Source organism: Nocardia amikacinitolerans (assembly GCF_900215415.1).
GTDB lineage: Bacteria > Actinomycetota > Actinomycetes > Mycobacteriales > Mycobacteriaceae > Nocardia > Nocardia amikacinitolerans.
The window spans coordinates 262,018-281,437 of sequence record NZ_OBEG01000006.1; the positions used below are offsets into that span (position 1 = coordinate 262,018).

Annotated in this window: 16 protein-coding genes and 2 tRNA genes; 11 read left to right on the forward strand and 7 right to left on the reverse strand. The window is 68.5% G+C overall.

What is annotated here, in order from left to right; all coding sequences use genetic code 11:
* Window positions 1–361 precede the first annotated feature (361 nt).
* From serA to CRP45_RS25805, 3 genes are all read left to right on the forward strand, one after another.
* A complete protein-coding gene (serA, locus tag CRP45_RS25795; RefSeq protein ID WP_067781910.1) occupies window positions 362–1,960 on the forward strand; it encodes a phosphoglycerate dehydrogenase in 1,599 nt (532 codons plus the stop codon).
* Window positions 1,961–2,224: 264 nt separating this feature from the next.
* Window positions 2,225–3,232, forward strand: coding sequence for a 3-isopropylmalate dehydrogenase (locus CRP45_RS25800; protein WP_097247383.1), 1,008 nt, complete (start codon window positions 2,225–2,227; stop codon window positions 3,230–3,232).
* Window positions 3,233–3,328: 96 nt separating this feature from the next.
* Window positions 3,329–3,928, forward strand: a complete 600-nt coding sequence (locus tag CRP45_RS25805) for a Uma2 family endonuclease (protein ID WP_097247384.1) — start codon at window positions 3,329–3,331, stop codon at window positions 3,926–3,928.
* 333 nt (window positions 3,929–4,261) lie between these two features.
* Here the strand turns inward: CRP45_RS25805 and CRP45_RS25810 are convergent, their stop codons facing one another.
* Entirely contained in the window at window positions 4,262–5,443 is a 1,182-nt protein-coding gene (locus CRP45_RS25810; protein ID WP_067781927.1) for an MFS transporter, read from the reverse strand.
* A 296-nt stretch (window positions 5,444–5,739) separates the two neighbouring features.
* Here CRP45_RS25810 and CRP45_RS25815 point away from each other — a divergent pair, with 296 nt between their 5' ends.
* From CRP45_RS25815 to CRP45_RS25830, 4 genes are all read left to right on the forward strand, one after another.
* Window positions 5,740–6,513: a fumarylacetoacetate hydrolase family protein gene (locus CRP45_RS25815; RefSeq protein ID WP_097247385.1), complete on the forward strand. Its 774-nt coding sequence runs from the start codon at window positions 5,740–5,742 to the stop codon at window positions 6,511–6,513.
* Window positions 6,514–6,526: 13 nt separating this feature from the next.
* The gene (gene gltX, locus CRP45_RS25820) at window positions 6,527–8,002 is read left to right on the forward strand and encodes a glutamate--tRNA ligase (protein ID WP_097247386.1); all 1,476 of its coding nucleotides are present in this window, start codon (window positions 6,527–6,529) and stop codon (window positions 8,000–8,002) included.
* Window positions 8,003–8,254: 252 nt separating this feature from the next.
* Window positions 8,255–8,326, forward strand: a tRNA-Gln gene (locus CRP45_RS25825).
* 148 nt (window positions 8,327–8,474) lie between these two features.
* A tRNA-Glu gene (locus tag CRP45_RS25830) sits at window positions 8,475–8,547 on the forward strand.
* A 772-nt stretch (window positions 8,548–9,319) separates the two neighbouring features.
* Here CRP45_RS25830 and CRP45_RS25835 read toward each other — a convergent pair.
* The 3 genes from CRP45_RS25835 to CRP45_RS25845 form a co-directional block, all read right to left on the reverse strand.
* Window positions 9,320–9,502, reverse strand: a complete 183-nt coding sequence (locus CRP45_RS25835) for a DUF5302 domain-containing protein (RefSeq protein ID WP_067782659.1) — start codon at window positions 9,500–9,502, stop codon at window positions 9,320–9,322.
* A 527-nt stretch (window positions 9,503–10,029) separates the two neighbouring features.
* Complete coding sequence (locus tag CRP45_RS25840; protein WP_097247387.1) at window positions 10,030–10,530, reverse strand: pyridoxamine 5'-phosphate oxidase family protein; 501 nt, start codon at window positions 10,528–10,530, stop codon at window positions 10,030–10,032.
* Between the two features lie 33 nt (window positions 10,531–10,563).
* On the reverse strand, window positions 10,564–11,265 hold the full coding sequence (locus CRP45_RS25845; RefSeq protein WP_067781941.1) for an IclR family transcriptional regulator: 702 nt from the start codon (window positions 11,263–11,265) through the stop codon (window positions 10,564–10,566).
* Window positions 11,266–11,453: 188 nt separating this feature from the next.
* On the opposite strand from CRP45_RS25845, the gene leuC reads away from it, so the two are divergent.
* The 3 genes from leuC (at window position 11,454) to CRP45_RS25860 (ending at window position 14,330) form a co-directional block, all read left to right on the forward strand.
* Window positions 11,454–12,878, forward strand: a complete 1,425-nt coding sequence (gene leuC, locus CRP45_RS25850; RefSeq protein WP_097247388.1) for a 3-isopropylmalate dehydratase large subunit — start codon at window positions 11,454–11,456, stop codon at window positions 12,876–12,878.
* Window positions 12,879–12,915: 37 nt separating this feature from the next.
* On the forward strand, window positions 12,916–13,524 hold the full coding sequence (leuD, locus tag CRP45_RS25855) for a 3-isopropylmalate dehydratase small subunit (protein ID WP_097247389.1): 609 nt from the start codon (window positions 12,916–12,918) through the stop codon (window positions 13,522–13,524).
* 158 nt (window positions 13,525–13,682) lie between these two features.
* Window positions 13,683–14,330, forward strand: coding sequence for an HU family DNA-binding protein (locus tag CRP45_RS25860; protein WP_067781950.1), 648 nt, complete (start codon window positions 13,683–13,685; stop codon window positions 14,328–14,330).
* A gap of 118 nt (window positions 14,331–14,448) precedes the next feature.
* On the opposite strand, the gene CRP45_RS25865 is transcribed toward CRP45_RS25860, so the two are convergent.
* From CRP45_RS25865 to cofC, 3 genes are all read right to left on the reverse strand, one after another.
* Complete coding sequence (locus CRP45_RS25865) at window positions 14,449–15,393, reverse strand: NUDIX hydrolase (protein ID WP_097247390.1); 945 nt, start codon at window positions 15,391–15,393, stop codon at window positions 14,449–14,451.
* 20 nt (window positions 15,394–15,413) lie between these two features.
* The gene (locus CRP45_RS25870; protein WP_097247391.1) at window positions 15,414–17,588 is read right to left on the reverse strand and encodes an RNA degradosome polyphosphate kinase; all 2,175 of its coding nucleotides are present in this window, start codon (window positions 17,586–17,588) and stop codon (window positions 15,414–15,416) included.
* Window positions 17,589–17,659: 71 nt separating this feature from the next.
* Window positions 17,660–18,343, reverse strand: coding sequence for a 2-phospho-L-lactate guanylyltransferase (gene cofC, locus CRP45_RS25875; protein ID WP_097247392.1), 684 nt, complete (start codon window positions 18,341–18,343; stop codon window positions 17,660–17,662).
* 31 nt (window positions 18,344–18,374) lie between these two features.
* Here cofC and CRP45_RS25880 point away from each other — a divergent pair, with 31 nt between their 5' ends.
* Complete coding sequence (locus CRP45_RS25880) at window positions 18,375–19,385, forward strand: NAD(P)H-dependent glycerol-3-phosphate dehydrogenase (protein ID WP_067781961.1); 1,011 nt, start codon at window positions 18,375–18,377, stop codon at window positions 19,383–19,385.
* Window positions 19,386–19,420: the final 35 nt, after the last annotated feature.

Genomic DNA, 19,420 nt, shown 5'->3' on the forward strand with positions numbered 1-19,420 from the left:
CGGCCGCTGATACGACTCCGCGATCGAGCGACTCGATCGTGTCCGTGCCGTCCGCTCGGCACGACCATGGAAGACCCCGCATCCCCTCGGTGCGGGGTCTTCCCGTCTTTTCCGCGTGTTTCGGACCCAACGCTGGTCTCGGAGAACGCGCTCGTCCGGGGCGTGCGCCTGACCCCCGACGTCCAGATGGACCCGGTGGCCTTACGGCAGAACGCCATTCGCTTTCGTCCGCCCGCCGCCCCGCCGCGCCGCCCGCACACTGACGGCAGCCGCCTACCGGGTGGTACAGCCGGATGAAATGCCGACCACTAAGCTTGTCGGCGGTAACTGCCGACCCCCATTTCCCCAGGAGTACCCCACAGTGAGCCAAGCAGGCCGTCCTGTTGTTCTGATCGCCGACAAGCTCGCCCAGTCGACCGTCGACGCGCTCGGTGACGGTGTCGAGGTTCGCTGGGTCGACGGCCCCGACCGCCCGGCCCTGCTCGCCGCGGTTCCGGAGGCCGACGCGCTGCTCGTGCGTTCCGCCACCACCGTCGACGCCGAGGTGCTCGAGGCAGGCAAGAACCTGAAGATCGTCGCCCGCGCCGGCGTCGGCCTCGACAATGTCGACGTGCCCGCGGCCACCGAGCGCGGCGTCATGGTCGTCAACGCGCCGACCTCCAACATCCACACCGCCGCCGAGCACGCGGTCACCCTGCTGCTCGCCGCCGCCCGCCAGGTCCCCGCCGCCGACGCGACCCTGCGCGAGCGCACCTGGCAGCGCAGCAAGTTCAACGGCGTCGAGATCTTCGGCAAGACCGTCGGCGTCGTCGGCCTCGGCCGCATCGGCCAGCTGTTCGCCGCGCGCCTCGCCGCGTTCGAGACCAAGCTCATCGCGTACGACCCCTACGTCTCCCCGGCCCGCGCCGCCCAGCTCGGCATCGAGCTGGTCACGCTGGACGAGCTGCTGCAGCGCGCCGACCTGATCTCGGTGCACCTGCCCAAGACCCCGGAGACCAAGGGTCTGCTGAGCAAGGAGAAGCTCGCCCTCACCAAGCCGGGCGTCATCATCGTCAACGCCGCGCGCGGCGGCCTGATCGACGAGGCCGCGCTGGCCGAGGCCATCAAGTCCGGCCACGTGCGCGCCGCCGGTCTGGACGTGTTCGACACCGAGCCGTGCACCGACAGCCCGCTGTTCGAGCTGCCGCAGGTCGTCGTCACCCCGCACCTGGGCGCGTCCACCTCCGAGGCGCAGGACCGCGCGGGCACCGATGTCGCGAAGTCGGTGCTGCTTGCCCTGGCGGGCGAGTTCGTTCCCGGCGCGGTGAACGTCACCGGCGGCGCGGTCGGCGAAGAGGTCGCCCCGTGGCTGGAGATCGTGCGCAAGCAGGGCGCGCTGGTCGGCGCGCTGTCCGACGAGCTGCCCGTCAGCATCGAGGTGCAGGTGCGCGGCGAGCTCGCCTCCGAGGACGTCGCGGTGCTGGAGCTCTCGGCGCTGCGCGGCATCTTCTCGGCGCTGGTCGAGGACCAGGTCACCTTCGTCAACGCGCCCGCGCTGGCCAAGGAGCGCGGCATCACCGCGCAGGTCACCACCGCGTCGGAGAGCCCGAGCCACCGCAGCGTCGTCGACCTGCGCGCCGTGTTCGGCGACGGCCGCACCCTGAACGTCGCGGGCACGCTCACCGAGCCGCAGCAGGTGCAGAAGATCGTCAACATCAACGGCCGCAACTACGACATGCGCGCCGAGGGCCTGAACCTGGCGATCCTGAACTACGAGGACCGTCCTGGCGCGCTGGGCAAAATCGGCACCAAGCTCGGCGAGGCCGACATCGACATCCTGGCCGCGCAGCTGAGCCAGGACGTGGACAAGGAAGGCGCCACCGTCGTCCTCCGCGTGAACAAGGAAGTGCCCGCCGACGTGCAGGCCGCCATCGCCGAGTCGGTCGGCGCCGCCAAGATCGCGCTGGTCGACCTGTTCTGATCCGATCGGCGCGTCCAGCGCCGAGGGAAACAAGTGCCGCGCGCCGTCACCGCAGGGTGGCGGCGCGCCGCACGTTCCCGGCGGGTCGGCCGGGAGGGCGTACCTCCGCCTTCGCTCCGGCCGTGCGCGCAATGGACGAACTGTGTCCGGCTGTGTGGATCAGCGTTGTCCCGCCCGGCCGGCCGGACGCGGCGGGGCGCCTAGTACCGTGTCGGTGCTCGCCGAGCGTCCGGCCAGATCCGGTCGAAAATGAACGGAGTTGTCATGAAGCTTGCTGTCATCCCCGGTGACGGTATCGGGCCCGAGGTCATCGCCGAGGCGCTCAAGGTGCTGGACGTCGTCGTGCCCGGCGTCGAGAAGACCGAGTACGACCTCGGCGCGAAGCGCTACCACGCGACCGGCGAGATCCTGCCGGACTCGGTGCTGCCCGAGCTGAAGCAGCACGACGCCATTCTGCTCGGCGCCATCGGCGATCCGTCGGTGCCCAGCGGCGTGCTCGAGCGCGGTCTGCTGCTGCGCATCCGGTTCGCGCTGGACCACCACGTGAACCTGCGCCCGTCGAAGCTGTTCCCCGGCGTCACCAGCCCGCTAGCGGGCAACCCCGACATCGACTTCGTCGTGGTGCGCGAAGGCACCGAGGGCCCGTACACCGGCACCGGCGGCGCGATCCGCGTCGAGACCCCGCACGAGGTCGCCACCGAGGTGAGCACCAACACCCGCTTCGGCATCGAGCGCGTCGTCCGCTACGCCTTCGCCAAGGCGCAGGCCCGCCGCAAGCACCTCACCCTGGTGCACAAGAACAACGTCCTGACCTTCGCCGGATCGCTGTGGCAGCGCACCGTCGACGAGGTCGCCGCGGAGTTCCCCGAGGTCACCACCGCGTACCAGCACATCGACGCGGCGACCATCCACATGGTCAACGATCCCGGCCGCTTCGACGTGATCGTCACCGACAACCTGTTCGGCGACATCATCACCGACCTCGCGGCCGCGGTCAGCGGCGGCATCGGCCTGGCGGCCAGCGGCAATATCGACGCGTCCGGCGCCAACCCGAGCATGTTCGAGCCGGTGCACGGCAGCGCCCCCGACATCGCGGGCCAGTCGAAGGCCGACCCGACCGCCGCGATCCTGTCGGTCTCCTTGCTGCTCAACCACCTCGGCAACACCGAGGGCGCCGCCCGCATCGAGGCCGCCGTCGCCAAGGACCTGTCCTCGCGGTCCGGCGCGTCGTCCACCGTCGAGGTCGGCGACCGGATCGCCGCTTCGGTCTGAGCGATCGTCCGCGAATCCCCGCGTCCGCCCGCGGCGCGGGGATTCGTCGTGCTCGAACCGGTTACCCTCGGGTCGAGTGCGGAACAGGGAGATCAGGTGGCCAAGCGACGGACCAGCCGTAAGCCGGAGCCGGGTCCCTACACGATTCGGGACCTGCACGCGCTGCCCGCGCGGGGCAAGAGCTTCGAGCTGGAGGACGGCTGGCTCGTCGAGGTCGACCGCGGCGCGCGGCACAATCACGTGGCGCAGCGGCTGGCACGGTTCCTCGACGTCGCCGCCGACGTCGAGGTGCACGTCTGCCTCGGCGGCGGCTGGGAAGTGAGCACGCCGGGCGGAATCCGCAAACCCGACATCGTCGTGGTGCCGCGGGAAGTGGTGCGCTCCGCCCTCGTCGCCGACCCGCCGCGGCTGCTGCCCGGCTCCGAGGTGCAGCTGGCCGTGGAGGTGATCGCGCCGGGGACCGGCAGCGAACGCACCGACCGGGTGCGAAAGGTCCACGAGTACGCGGCCGTTGGTATCCCGCAGTACTGGATCGTCGAACACCACCCGAACGTACGAATCCACCCGCTGGTCCTCGACGGTGACATCTATCGCGCAGAACCGCCGGTCGGCCCCGGTTCGACACTCCGTGCGAACATCGGCCACCACAACCACTTTCGCGTCGAGGTGGATCCGGCGGCGTTGCTCGAAGTGTGAGTAGGCTTCGCCCACCAGCGGTTTCACGCTCCAGCCCTGGTTCGGGCTGCCCCGGTGCGCATTCCGTCGAGGGGCGGGTTCTCGGGTGCGTCCGGTGTGCTTGGGCGCGGCGGACTTCGGTGCCCGATATTACGGAGATGGACATGGTTGGCGCCGTCGATGATCGTCCAACGCGTCCAACGCGTCCAACGCGTCCGACGCGGTGCGCGCGAGGTCGGTGCGCCGTAGCAGGATTCGGTACGCGCGACCCGAATGCCGGTCGAGGGCGAAGGCGCGGTGCGGAGGGGAGCCCCGGTCGCTGCCGACCGGGGCTCCCCTCTGGAAACGGCGCGATCAGCGCGGATTTCGGCTGTCGGTGGGAACCAACGGGATTGCGGCCGTGGCAAGCGCTGCGGCGGCCAAGTAAGCGGCGGGGAAACCTCCGACGGTGATCAGTGCGCCGAAAACCGGTGGGATGGCGGCGATCGCGAGGTTCTGGCCGGTGTTCTGGATGCCGAGTCCGCGTCCGCTCCAGTACGGGCCCGCGATCTCGGCGACGGCCGTGAAGGCGAGACCGTTGTCGGACACCGTGATCACCGAGGCGACGATCAGCAGCGGGATGGCGGCCCACCACCACTGCGTCCACGCGGTGAGACCCAGTGCGGCCATGGACAACACGGCCGCCACGGCCACCGTCCGCAGCGGACCGAGCCTGCTGCCGACCCGGTCGGACCACGCGCCCGCGCCGATTCGACCGAACGCACCGAGGATTTGGGTCACGGTCACCAGCGCGCCCGCGGCGGGCAGCGACCAGCCGATGTCGCGGTGCAGCCACAGCAGCGCGAAGGTCCACACCACGCCCTGCGGCACGCACAGCAGCACAGACACGGCGTGGATACGCCACAGCGTGGCGTCGCCGCGATACGGATTGGCCCGGTCGACGCCCTTGCCCTCCGGGCGCGGGGGATCGATGATGCCCAGGTAGCAGGCGGCCGCAGCGACGCCCGCCATGATCGCAGGCACCAGAATCGCGGTCGAAATGCCGTGCGCCGCAGCGACTGCGGGAACGGCGAGCGCGCCGACGCCGACACCGAGGGGCTGCGCGGTCTGCCGGATGCCCATCGCCAGCCCGCGCCGCTCCGGTGGGAACCAGCCGACGATGACGCGACCGCTCGCGCCGTTGGTGCTTGCCGCACCCGCGCCGCCGAGGAACAGCAGCGCACCGAGCGTTATGTCGTTGGTGGTGACCGCTGCCGCGGCGCCCGCGACGAACATGACCAGCGGCCCGCCGACCAACACCTTCCGCTCACCGATGCGGTCCACCACGTACCCCCACGCGATCAGTGTGCAGACCAACCCGACGGTCGGCATCGCCACCAGCAGACCCGCTGTGGGCAAGGACATTCCGCGCGCCGTCAGTGCGGGCAGCAGGAAGGGCGTCCCATGGATGAACACGGCGCTCGATGCCTGCGCGAAGACGCCGAGGGCGAGCATGGACCACCGTCGTGCCGCGCGAATCTCTGTCACGGTCGCCATGGGCCACACCTCGATCTCAAAATATGGAACTCAAGTCTCACTGATTGAACATCGAAACTACGGTACACCGGACGGGAGGCCGATTTCTCCCCCTGAGCCTCGGTGCGCACGCTTCGGCCGCTGCGCGACCGGCGCGAACGCGGCGCCCGCGAGTCGGAACTCACACTCGACCTCCCGAGCTCGCCGCCGGTGAGGTTGCCGCTGTCGCGTGCCGAAGCGGTCGGCCGCGCACGCCGATCGGACCGCTCGGTCGGGTGCGTTCGGGCAGGTCGATGCCGGTCGATAGACTTCGGGGCATGCGTCTAGGTCGAGTTGCCAGTCCCGATGGGGTCGCGTTCGTCAGCATCGAGGGGGAGGAAAGCGACAGCATCGCCAAAGAGATCGCGGAACACCCGTTCGGTACGCCGACGTTCACCGGACGGAGCTGGCCGCTTGCCGACGTGCGCCTGCTCGCGCCGATCCTGGCCAGCAAGGTGGTGTGCGTAGGCAAGAACTACACCGCGCACGCCGCGGAGATGGGTGGTCCCGCGCCGGAGGAGCCGGTGATCTTCATGAAGCCGAGCACCGCGATCGTCGGGCCCAACGCCCCGATCATCTTGCCGCCCAGCTCCTCTCAGGTCGACTACGAGGGCGAGCTCGCCGTCGTCATCGGCCGCCCGTGCAAGGACGTGCCCGCCGCCCGTGCCAAGGACGTGATCCTTGGCTACACCGTCGCCAACGACGTCACCGCCCGCGATCAGCAGCGCCAAGACGGCCAGTGGACGCGTGCCAAAGGCTACGACACCTTCTGCCCGCTCGGCCCGTGGATCGAAACCTCGCTGGACCCTTCGGATCTGGAGATCGTCACCGAACTCGACGGCGAGGTCCGCCAGCGCAGCCGCACTTCGCTACTGCTGCACGACATTCCGAAGCTGGTCGAATGGGTGAGCACGGTCATGACGCTGCTTCCCGGCGACGTGATCCTGACCGGAACACCGGAGGGCGTCGGCCCCGTCCAGAGCGGGCAGCAGGTGTCCGTCACCGTCGAGGGCGTCGGAACCCTCACCAATCCCGTTGCCGCCAAACGCTGATCGAAAGAGAGCCATGACTGAAGTACGGGTCCGATTCTGCCCGTCACCCACCGGCACACCGCACGTCGGCCTGATCCGGACGGCGCTGTTCAACTGGGCGTACGCCCGCCACACCGGCGGCACCTTCGTCTTCCGCATCGAGGACACCGACGCCGCGCGCGATTCCGAGGAGTCCTACAACGCGATCCTCGACGCGTTGCGCTGGCTCGGCCTGAACTGGGACGAGGGTCCCGAGGTCGGCGGCCCCTACGGCCCCTACCGCCAGTCGCAGCGCCGCGAGCTGCACCTCGACGTGGTACGCAAACTGCTCGAGGCCGGCGAGGCCTACGAATCCTACTCCACGCCAGACGAAGTCGAGGCGCGCCATCGCGCAGCGGGCCGGGACCCCAAGCTCGGCTACGACAACTTCGACCGCGACCTGAGCGCCGAGGCCGTCGCCGCCTACCGGGCCGACGGCAGGGCCCCGGTGATCCGGCTGCGCATGCCCGACGAGGACCTCACCTGGCACGACCTGGTGCGCGGCGAGACCACCTTCAAGGCGGGCACTGTGCCCGACTTCGCGCTCACCCGCGGCAACGGCGACCCGCTCTACACGCTGGTCAACCCGGTCGACGACGCCCTGATGAAGATCACCCACGTGCTGCGCGGCGAGGATCTGCTCTCCTCGACGCCGCGCCAGCTGGCGCTGTACGCCGCGCTGCGCCGGATCGGGGTGGCGGAGTTCACCCCGGAGTTCGGCCACCTGCCGTTCGTCATGGGGCAGGGCAACAAGAAGTTGTCCAAGCGTGATCCGGAGTCGAATCTGTTCGCCCACCGCGACCGCGGATTCATCCCCGAGGGTTTGCTGAATTACCTGGCGTTACTCGGTTGGGGCATCTCCGACGATCACGATGTGTTCTCGATGGCCGAGATGGTTGCGGCCTTCGACATATCGAAAGTGAATTCGAATCCGGCGCGTTTCGATCAGAAGAAGGCCGACGCGCTGAACGCCGAGCACATCCGATTGCTGGAGCCCGGCGATTTCGCGAGCAGACTGCGCGAGTTCCTAACCGAACACAACCACATCGGCGCCGAGGTGGACGAGAAGGTGTTCGCCGCGGCGGCGGAATTGGTGCAGACCAGAATCGTGGTTCTGGCCGACGCCTGGGATCTCTTGCGATTCCTCTTCGCGCCCGCCGAAGAGTTCGCCATCGATCCCACGGCGGGCGCCAAGAATCTGGGCGCGGACGCCGTTCCGGTACTCGACGCCGCGATCGCCGCGCTGGAGCCTTTGGCGTCCTGGACCACCGCGGCCATCGAAGAGGCGCTGAAAACCGCGCTGATCGATGATTTGGGGCTCAAACCGCGCAAGGCTTTCGCGCCGGTGCGGGTCGCGGTGACCGGCTCGCACATCAGCCCGCCGCTGTACGAGTCGCTGGAACTGCTCGGTCGCGAGACGACGATGGCGCGGCTGGCCGCGGCGCGGGAGTGGACAGCCCCCGCGGACTGAGATTTACCTCACGCTCGCCGGACCCGCGTGTGCCGTGGACGGATCCCGTCCGGCGGTGCGCTCGGGTCCGTGCGGGCCGCCGGTGCCGGTTCGCTCGACGTGCGCGGGCCGGCCTCGGCAACCGCATTTTCGGCCGAAAACCTGCCTTTGACCAGGCGATTTGTAGTTTACCGGTAGGGGTTTGGTAATCTCTTTCTCGGCCGGAACGCGGCCCCGAAGTCAGCCAGACGGCGGGGTCGAGAGACTGGTCACTGGGGTATGGTGTAATTGGCAACACAGCTGATTCTGGTTCAGCCATTCTAGGTTCGAGTCCTGGTACCCCAGCGGAGAAGTTGTTCTGCTCTCGGTTCGCGACCGAAAGTTGTTCAGCATCCGGCGATTTGGTCGCCGAGCTTCGGTCAGCTAAACTAACCGAGCTTCCAACGATCGAAAGATCAACCGGAGATCATCGCGAAAGCGAATGATCAGTCCTGGCCCCGTCGTCTAGCGGCCTAGGACGCCGCCCTCTCAAGGCGGTAGCGCGGGTTCGAATCCCGTCGGGGCTACGCAAGTGGAAGGCCCATGCTCATGGAGAGCATGGGCCTTTCTTGCTTCGCAAGTGTTTTGTGGGGGCGCAGCCCCCACGCCCCGCCCGGAGGGGCGTTGCCCCCCGGACCCCCCTGGTGCGTGGTTGCGTTTGGGGCGGGTTGTCACCTCGAGGCTTTGGTTGCGTCGCGGGTTTGTTGCCTCAGCTGTTTCGGTTCTTGGACGCAGTTGTCGGACCGGTGCTGTCGTTGAGGCTGGTGGCGTCACTTTCGCTATGCCCACTGCGTGCCGCAGGGTCGCGGGGTGGGCGTGCCGCAGAGTCGCGGGGGTGTGTGCTCGAGGCCGTCAGCGGTGTCCTCCCAGGTTGGCGGAACGCTATGCGCGGGAGCTTGTGGGCCTGTGGTGAGGAGTAAGAGGTCGATCGCTGGGGCCTGGATTTCGTCGGCCTCGGCCGTGGGTCCAATCGGTGTCGGTCGCGGTCAGGCGGATGCTATGGGGGCGTTTGTGGGCGCCGTAGAAGCGGCTGGTGAGGAACGTGGTCCAAGGCGGTGGTCACGCGGTCGGTGGGGGTGTGCCTAGGGCGACCCAAGGGGCGGAGGATGTCTTGGCCGTGCACGATGATGTCGACGAGTGGGTCGACGGAGGTGGACGCCGCAACTCATCGGCGTAGCGCACTGTGCGGTGTGCTCGAAGACGTTTCGGGGCGGGGAAATGAGGACGGGGCGCCTTCGATGGGAGGGCGGCGCGTGTGCGGCCGCTCGTGATCCCTGGCGCCCCGTTCCGGATGGGTGGTTATCCGCTCTTGCGGCGGAACTCCCGCTTGTGGCTGGCGTTGCCGTGCGCGGCGGTCGCCTTCGAGTGGCCGTCCAGGTGGTCCGTCGACTTGGCGTGCTGGGCGTTCTTCTTCTCCAGCGCCTCGCGGAACTTGCGCTTCACTTCTTCGGCACTGCCGTTGGAACTACCCGATTCCGTCATCGCCTGCTCCTCGTCGTCGCGGCCGCGGCGCAGCGCCACCCGCTGGGCGGCGCTGCCCGGCCGAATCGTGTCGAACGACTCGACGCTAACGCGCGACAGCGCCGATGTCAGCTCGATTTCCGATGCGCCGCGCGCGATCCAGTCGACACAGCCGGACGAATGCCGCCGGTAGCCCGCCGCTTGGCCGGAGGGAATGCGGAGGTGCGCCCAGCGCGCACGGTCGGGAGCGAACGCCGCGGAGGCACGCAGTGACGCCGCGGAGGCACGCAGTGAGCGCAGGGCCGAAGGAACGCGGAGGTACGCAAGGAGCGCACGGCCGGAGCTGACGCGGAGGTGCGCCCAGCGCGCACGGTCGGGAGCGAACGCCGCGTGGGCACCCAGAGAGTGCAGGGCCGAAGCGAACGCAGAGGTACGCCAAGAGCGAGCTGCCGGAACGAATGCCGCGGAGGTGCGCAAAGACGCACCGCCGGAGTGAACGCTGCGGAGGTACGCACAGCGGACACTGCCGGAGCGAACGCGGAGAACGTTCAGTCCAACGCGTTGGCGGTGGTACCGCCGAGCGGCAGCGCGGGCAGCCCGAGTTTGCGATGGTCCCAGCTGCGTACCCGCTCGGGCACCACGCGCACCGCGACCCGCTTGTTGAGCATGTTCTCCACCAGCGGCCGGACCTCTTCGCTGTACGGGCCGGTGTAGCGCTCCCAGACGCTCACGCCGACCGCGAAGAGCTTCTCCGGGTCATCGATGATCTCGGCGTGGCCCTCGATGGACACTCCGCGCAGCTGGTCGTAGGTCTGCCCGGCCTCGATCATGCAGGTGACGCGCGGATCGCGGCGCAGGTTCACCGCCTTCTGCGATTTGGCCTTGGTCTCGAACCAGATCTCGCCGTCGATCAGCGCGTACCACATGGCGGTCAGGTGCGGCCTGCCCTGCGGACCGAGGGTGGCCAGCGTCGCGATGCGGCTGCGCTCCAGGAACTCGGCGATCTCGGCGTCCGTCATGACGATCTGCGCCCGTTGGTTGACTCCCATGGGCCAACTCTAGAGAACGAAATCTGAAACGTGTTACAGGCGCTTGTGCAGTGCGTCCGCGGCGGCGACCAAGTCGGCCGCCCAGCGCGCGCCGGGTCTGCGACCCATCCGGTCGATCGGGCCGGAGACCGAGACCGCGGCGATGACGTTGCCCGCGGTGTCGCGCACCGGCGCCGAAACGCTGGCCACGCCTGCCGCCCGCTCGGCCGCGCTCTGCGCCCAGCCGCGCTTGCGCACCTCGGCGAGCGCGCGCTCGCCGAACACCGCGTCGGCGAGAATGGTGCGCTGCAACTCCGGATCCGCCCAGGCGAGCAACACCTTCGCGGCCGAGCCTGCGGTCAGCGGTAGCCGGGCGCCGATCGGGACGGTGTCGCGCAGGCCGACGGGCGGTTCCATCGCGGCGATACAGACCCTGGCGCCGCCGTCGCGGCAATACAGTTGGACGCTCTCGCCGGTGATCTCGCGCAGCCGGGGCAGAATGGCCGCCGCGGCCTCCTGGAGCGGATCGGTGGCGCCCGCGGCGAGCTCGGCGAGGGCCGGACCTGGCCGCCACGTTCCGTTGTTGTCGCGAGCGAGCAGACGGTGTACCTCGAGCCCGACGGCCAGCCGGTGCGCGGTGGCCCTCGGCAGGCCGGTGCGGGTGCACAGCTCGTTGAGACCGCAGGGATGCTCGGCGACGGCGTAGAGGACCGCCACTGCTTTGTCGAGGACGCCGATACCGCTATGCTGTCTCATAGAACGATATTAGCGTCTCGGATATTGAGATAGTCAAACTCCGCCGAGAAAGTCGCCGCCGACTAGCGGCCAGGGCGGGGCGGCACGGTCGAGATGTCCGTCGACCCAATCCACAACTCTGTGCAGCAGGCGCCGCGCGCTCAGCCCGAATCGCGCGGACCCGCTGCTCGTCCGAAAGGTGATCGAGAATGGCCGACCGCCCACGCACCCTGGCCGAAAAGGTGTGGGATCAGCACGTCGTAGCCCGCGGCGAGGGCGAAGGCGCCTCGCGCGAGCCCGATCTGATCTACATCGATCTGCACCTGGTGCACGAAGTGACGAGTCCGCAGGCCTTCGACGGACTGCGGGCCGCGGGCAGGAAGGTGCGCCGCCCCGACCTGACCATCGCGACCGAGGACCACAACGTCCCCACCATCGATATCGATAAGCCGATCGCCGACCCCATTTCCCGCACCCAGGTCGAGACGCTGCGGCGCAACTGCGCGGAATTCGGTGTCCGGCTGCACCCGATGGGTGATCTGGATCAGGGAATCGTGCACGTGGTCGGTCCGCAGCTCGGCCTGACCCAGCCCGGCACGACGGTGGTGTGCGGCGACAGCCACACCTCGACGCACGGCGCGTTCGGCGCGCTGGCGATGGGCATCGGCACCAGCGAGGTCGAACACGTGCTGGCGACACAGACTTTGTCGCTGCGCCCGTTCAAGACGATGGCCATCAACATCGACGGTCAGCTGCCGCACGGGGTCACGAGCAAGGACGTGATCCTCGCCGTCATCGCCCAGATCGGCACCGGCGGCGGCCAGGGCTACGTCTTGGAGTACCGCGGCGAGGCCGTGCGCGCCATGTCCATGGAGGCGCGGATGACGATGTGCAACATGTCCATCGAGGCGGGCGCCCGCGCGGGCATGATCGCGCCGGACGAGGTCACCTACGAGTTCCTGAAGGGCCGTCCGCACGCGCCGCAGGGCGCCGACTGGGATGCCGCGGTGGCGGCCTGGGACGCGCTGAAGACGGACGAGGGCGCCGTTTTCGACGCCGAGGTGCACATCGACGCGAGCAAACTGAGTCCGTTCGTCACCTGGGGCACCAACCCGGGTCAGGGCTTGCCGCTGGGCGAGACCGTGCCCGACCCCGCCGAGATTGCCGACGAGACGGCGCGCGAGGCCGCGGAGAAAGCGCTGCGGTACATGGATTTGGAGCCGGGAACTCCGCTTCGGCAGATCCCGATCGACACCGTATTCGTCGGATCGTGCACCAACGGACGCATCGAGGATTTGCGCGCTGTGGCCGGGATTTTGAAGGGACGGCGCGTCGCGGACGGCGTGCGAATGCTGGTTGTACCGGGCTCGATGCGGGTTCGCGCGCAGGCGGAAAAAGAAGGATTGGGCGAGATTTTCACCGCGGCGGGCGCCGAATGGCGGCAGGCCGGTTGTTCGATGTGCCTGGGAATGAACCCGGATCAGCTTTCGCCGGGCCAGCGCTGCGCCTCCACCTCGAACCGCAACTTCGAAGGCAGGCAGGGCAAAGGCGGGCGTACCCACCTGGTTTCCCCGCTGGTGGCCGCCGCGACGGCGGTCCGCGGAACTCTGTCCTCGCCCGCGGATCTGAACTGACGCCGCGCGACACCCCCTACGTATCCAGGAGAATCTGATGGAAGCCTTCACCGTGCACAAGGGGATCGGCGTGCCGCTGCGCCGCTCCAACGTCGACACCGACCAGATCATCCCGGCGGTCTATCTGAAGCGGGTCACTCGAACCGGATTCGAGGACGGCCTGTTCGCGGCCTGGCGAACGGACCCCGACTTCATTTTGAACACCGAGCCCTACAAGCGGGGTAGTGTGCTGGTTGCGGGTCCGGATTTCGGTACCGGTTCCTCACGCGAGCATGCCGTATGGGCGCTGTCGGACTACGGCTTTCGGGTGGTCATCTCGCCGCGATTCGCCGACATCTTCCGTGGCAATGCGGGCAAGGGCGGCCTGTTGGCGGCCCAGATGTCACAGAACGATGTCGAATTGCTCTGGAAGATGATCGAGGAACAGCCCGGTCTCGAATTGGTAGTGGATCTCCAGGCGCGCACCGTGACGGCGGGAACCGTCGTGTTGCCGTTCGATATTGATGACTACACCCGGTGGCGCCTGCTCGAGGGTTTGGACGACATCGGTCTGACACTGCGGCGTAGCGACGTCATCGCCGAGTTCGAAAAGGCAAGGCCGACTTGGAAGCCCACCACCCTGCCCGCGCATATTTCGCAGGCGTAATCAATCAGGTGCGATAGCTGGACGTCATGGCGGACGGGTAGCTAGACGTGTGCTAAACCACCATGAATTTTGGCGTGGCACATAGACTCTTGCCCAAAGTGGGTTTACCGTGGTACCTAGTCGGTCCGACGACGGGCCATTAGTCTGCGGAGGATTCAATGAACAAGGCGGAACTGATCGACGTTCTGACCGAAAAGTTGGGTACGGACAGGCGCACGGCTACCGCGGCAGTCGAGCATGTTGTGGACACCATCGTGCGCGCGGTGCACAAAGGCCAGAGCGTCACGATCACCGGATTCGGTGTGTTCGAACAGCGTAAGCGTGCCGCCCGTGTGGCTCGGAACCCGCGCACCGGCGAAACCGTCAAGGTGAAGCCGACTTCGGTGCCCGCGTTCCGTCCCGGCGCCCAATTCAAGGCGGTCATCGCGGGCAAGCAGAAGCTCGCGGCGACCGGTCCTGCGGTCAAGCGTGGCGTGAATGCCCCTGTGGCGGCGAAGAAGGCCGCCGCCAAGAAGACGGCGGCGAAGAAGGCCGCCGCCAAGAAGGCGACCGCCACCAAGGCGCCCGCCAAGACGACGGCCAAGAAGGCCGCGGCCAAGGCTCCGGCGAAGACCACCGCCAGGAAGACCGCCGCGAAGAAGGCGCCCGCCGCCAAGAAGACGGCCACCAAGGCCACCGCGGCCAAGAAGACCGCGGCCAAGAAGACGGCCACCAAGGCCACCGCCGCGAAGAAGACCACGGCGGCCAAGAAGGCTCCGGCCAAGAAGACCGCGGCCAAGAAGGCTCCGGCCCGCCGCGCGCGCTGAGGCGTAGTCGGCGGCCCGGCCGACTACCCCACCCATACGGACCGGAAACGGCCCCGGTGTTGATCCCGGGGCCGTTTCGGTCTGTCCGCGTCCGGTTTTCGGGGCCGGAAACCCCGCCCTACGGCTTCACCAAGCCTGTCGACAGCGACCGGTCGAGGTGGTCGGCGGCCACCATCCGGCCGTCCGCGAAGGACAGCACCCAGACGCTGCCCTTGCGATTCCGCGCCGGTGGGAGGGTGAGCCCGGACCGGCCCGCCCACCAGCTCAGCAGATCGGGAATCACCTTGCCCTGGCTGCACACAACTCGCACCGCGCCGCGCGGCTCCAGCTCGACGGCGCGTTCGCGAGCCGCGTCCCGCGCTGCCGTATAACCGGTTTCGGACAGCAGCGGCTCCAGATGGATCTCCACGCCGAGTTTCTCCGCCAGCGGCTGCACCGTCTGCACGCAGCGCAGCGGATCGGCCGAATAGATCTCGCTCGCGCCGAAAGCCAGCAGATGCGGCACCAACGCCTGCGCTTGGTCGCGCCCTGCCCGCTCCAGCGGCCGTTCGTCGTCCGGACCGTCGAAACGGTCACGGTGGCCTGCCTTCGCGTGCCGCACGAGCAACAGGGTCTCGGTGGTGGCAGGCAGTCGGCTGAAGGCCCGTACGACCTGCCGATCCATCGGATAGGACAGCTCGTCCATCACCCGATCCAGCGGATGCCAGGTCAGCACATCCACTTCGGTATTGGCGGTGAATTCGCCGCCCGCCACTTCCGCGGCCCAATAATCGACGCGTTTGAGCTTGCGGTGCCCGGGAATGGGGTAGGTGACGTACCCGAGGTACCGGCCGAGGCGGGAATCCAGGCCGGTCTCCTCGCGCACCTCGCGTACGGCGGCGAGCACCGGTGTCTCACCCGGATCGATCTTGCCTTTGGGCAGGGACCAGTCCTGGTACTTGGGCCGGTGCACGACCGCGATCTCCACGCCGCCGGGCGCATCGGGGGCGCGGCGCCAGAGCACGGCGCCCGCGGCGTGAATATTGGCCGTCACTCGGGGATCCCAGAACGGTCCCCCGTCCATCTCGTATCCCGTCGTCGCTTTCACTGCTGTTCCGGTCTCCGCAGTCGCATCAGGAATTCTTGGTGGTCGCGGACCTGCTCACCGTCCTCGCCGGTGCGGGCCGGTGCGGCATGCCAGCTGCCATCCGCTTGGAGTACCCAGCAGCGGGTGGTCGGATACAGGGCCGAGTCGAAGACACCGCCCAACTGCTCGCACAGCTTCGGATCCTTCACCTGGGCCATCACCTCGACCCGGCGGTCCAGATTGCGGTGCATCATGTCGGCGCTGCCGATCCAGTACTCGTCCTGGGCCTGGAAGTGCATGATCCGCGAATGCTCGAGGAAGCGGCCGAGGATGGAGCGCACCTCGATGTTGTCGCTCATGCCAGGCACGCCGGGGCGCAGCCCGCAGATGCCGCGCACCACGATCTGCACCGGTACGCCGGCTTGCGAGGCGCGGTACAGCGCGTCGATCACCTGCTCGTCCACGATCGCGTTGGCCTTCAACCGGATTCGCGCCTCGGTGCCCTGCAGCGCCAGCTCGGTCTCGCGCTGGATGCGATCGATGATGCCCGCGCGCACGCCCTGCGGTGCGACAAGCAGGTTGCGGTAGTTGGCTTTTCGGGAGTAGCCGGTCAGCGAGTTGAACAGATCTGTCAGGTCGGCACCGATTTCCGGTGCCGCCGTTAGTAATCCGACGTCCTCGTATAGTCGGGCCGTCTTCGGGTTGTAGTTGCCGGTGCCGATGTGGCAGTAGCGGCGGATGGTCGAACCCTCGCGCCGCACCACCAGACACGTCTTGCAGTGCGTCTTCAGACCGATGAGGCCGTAGACCACGTGCACGCCCGCCTGCTCCAGCGCCCGTGCCCATTTGATGTTGGCCTGCTCGTCGAAGCGGGCCTTGATCTCCACCAGCGCGACCACCTGCTTGCCCGCCTCGGCCGCGTCGATGAGCGCGTTGACGATGGGGGAGTCGCCGGAGGTGCGGTAGAGGGTCTGCTTGATCGCGAGCACCTGCGGGTCGGCCGCGGCCTGCTCGATGAAGCGCTGCACGCTGGTGGAGAACGAGTCGTACGGGTGGTGCACCAGCACGTCGCCCTCGCGCAGCGCCTGGAATACGTTGCGCGGAGTTTCGCGCTCGCCGAACGCGGGCGGGGTGGCCGGAACGTACGGCGCGTCCTTCAGGTTCGGCCGGTCCACGCCGTACACCTGCCACAGGCAGGACAGATCGAGCAGGCCGGGCACCTGGATCACGTCGCCGGGATCGACGTCGAGCTCGCGCAACAGCAGATCGAGCATGTGCTCGGTCATGTCGTCGGAGACCTCCAGCCGCACCGGTGAACCGAAGCGGCGGCGGGCCAGTTCGCGCTCGAGCGCCTGCAGCAGGTCCTCGTCACGGTCCTCGTCGACCTCGAAATCGGCGTTGCGGGTGATGCGGAAGGAATGGTGCTCCACCACGTCCATGCCGGGGAAGAGTAGATCCAGGTGCGCGGCGATGAGCGATTCCATCGGAAGGAAGGCGGCCACCGGGTTGCCCGACGAGTTGCGCCGGACTCGCACGAAGCGGTCCACGTTGTCGGGGACCTTGACCCTGGCGAAGTGTTCGCCGCCGGTGGCGGAGTCCTTCACCGTCACGGCGAGGTTGAGGCTCAGCCCGCTGATGTAGGGGAACGGATGCGCAGGATCCACCGCGAGCGGGGTGAGCACCGGAAAGACCTGATCCTGGAAGTAGGCCGAAAGACGCTGGCGCTCATCGTCGTTGAGGTCACGCCACTCGATGATGGCGATGCCCTCCGCGGTGAGCGCGGGCAGCACCGAATCCAGGAAGGCCCGCGCGTGCCGGTCCGCGATCTCCTGCGTGCGGACCGCGATCAGTTCCAATTGCTCGCTCGGCGAGCGACCGTCGGCCGAGCGCACCGACAACCCGGTCTCGGCGCGACGCTTCAGCCCGGCGACCCGGACCATGTAGAACTCGTCGAGGTTGGAGGCGAAGATCGCCAGGAATTTCGCGCGTTCGAGCAACGGCAGCGAAGCGTCCTCGGCGAGCGCGAGCACCCTGGCGTTGAAGTCGAGCCAGCTCAGCTCCCTGTTCAAGTAGCGATCGCGTGGCAACTGCTGCGTCGCCTGCTCGGCCCGCAGCGGAGTCACGGCGGGCGGAGGCGTGGGAAGCAGCTGCTGTTGCTTGACGGTTTCCGTATCGCTCACGTCACCGATCATCCCCTACGAACCGCGCGGTGTGCAGGTCGACATCGGGATTGCCGGGCGGATCACGCCTTATCGGCGACCAGCTAGCACACGCGGCGAACAGGTTCGTGAACACGGCAGGACCAGCCGATGTCGCGCAGGACAGCGCGGGTGGCGGCGCCCGCGCCGAGTTCGACGGCCAAGTCGAGATCCGCGGCGGTGTCGACATCGAGACGCAGCCCTGGCCAGTGGCCGGTGAGATCGGCTGCACCCGCCGCGATGTGCCGCCGCGCGGAGTCGGCGCCGAACCGAGGATCAAGCGGCGCGGCGCCGTCGCGGACGACGAGGGCGGCCGTGCCGGTCCCCGCGTGATCGACGACCACCGCGCGCCGTCCGACGGGCGCGACCGTCAGCATGTCGGCGAGTTCCTCGGTGCGCAGCGCGGGCAGATCGGCTTGCAGCGCCAGCAGTTCGACCGCACCGTAGCGACGGCGCAAAGCGGCGGCGGCGTCCGACAGCGCGGTGTTCAAACCGTCGGAGTCGGTGATGCGCGGCTCCGGATGGACGTGCGCGCCGAGCCCGTCCGCCAGCTCGGCGACCGCGGGATCCGGGGTGACGACGGTGACCGAACGAACCTGCGGGACCGCCGCGGCGGCCGACACGGTGTCGGCGAGCATGGCGAGCACGAGCCGCGCCCGGTGCTCCGGGCGCAGCCGCTCGGCCAGTCGGCTCTTGGCCAGATCGAGGCTCTTGACCGCGATCACGGCGTGCACGGCGTGCGGGCGCATGGCCCCAATCCTTCCATGGCATATTGGGCAGATGACGAGGGCGGCAGTACTTGGTGCGGGATCGTGGGGGACGGCGTTCGCGAAGGTGTTGGCGGACGCCGGAACCGAGGTCACGATCTGGGCGCGGCGCGCCGAGGTGGCCGAGGCGCTCGCCACCGAGCACCGCAACCCCTTCTATCTGCCCGACGTGCAGCTGCCCGCCGTTGCCGCAACCAACGATCCGGAACGGGCGCTCGAGGGCGCGGAGCTCGTGGTGCTCGCGGTGCCTTCTCAATCCCTGCGCGCGAATCTCGAGACGTGGAAACCCGCGCTGCACACCGCGATCACCGAACACGACGCGACGCTGCTGAGCCTGGCCAAGGGCATCGAGACCGGAACGCTGCTGCGGATGAGCCAGGTCATCGCCGAGGTGACCGGCACCGAGCCGAGCCGCATCGCGGTGCTGTCCGGACCGAACCTGGCCAAGGAGATCGCCGCGGGACAGCCCGCAGCCACCGTGATCGCCTGCTCCGACGCCGCGCGCGCCGAGGCCGTCCAGCAGGCCAGCTACACCGGCTACTTCCGGCCGTACACCAACACCGACGTGATCGGCTGCGAGATCGGCGGCGCCTGCAAGAACGTCATCGCGCTGGCCTGCGGCATCGCCTCCGGCATGGGTCTCGGCGACAACTCCATCGCCAGCCTGATCACCCGCGGCCTCGCCGAGATCATCCGGCTCGGCGTCGCGCTCGGCGCCGAGCCGGTGACGCTCGCGGGATTGGCCGGTGTCGGCGATCTGGTGGCCACCTGCACCTCGCCGCTGTCGCGCAACCGGTCCTTCGGGCACGTGCTCGGCGCGGGCGGCTCGATGGAGGCGGCACAGGAGGCCACCCAGGGGCAGGTCGCCGAGGGTGTGAAATCGTGCACATCGGTGCGCGCGCTCGCCGCCGCGCACAACGTGGAAATGCCGCTCACCAACGCGGTGCACCAGGTGTGCCACGAGGGCCTCTCGGTGCGCGAAGCCGTCGGCAATCTGCTCGGGCGGCGGGTCAAGCCGGAGTGATCGTCGCAGGGTAGCGGTCGCTATCACCACCGCGC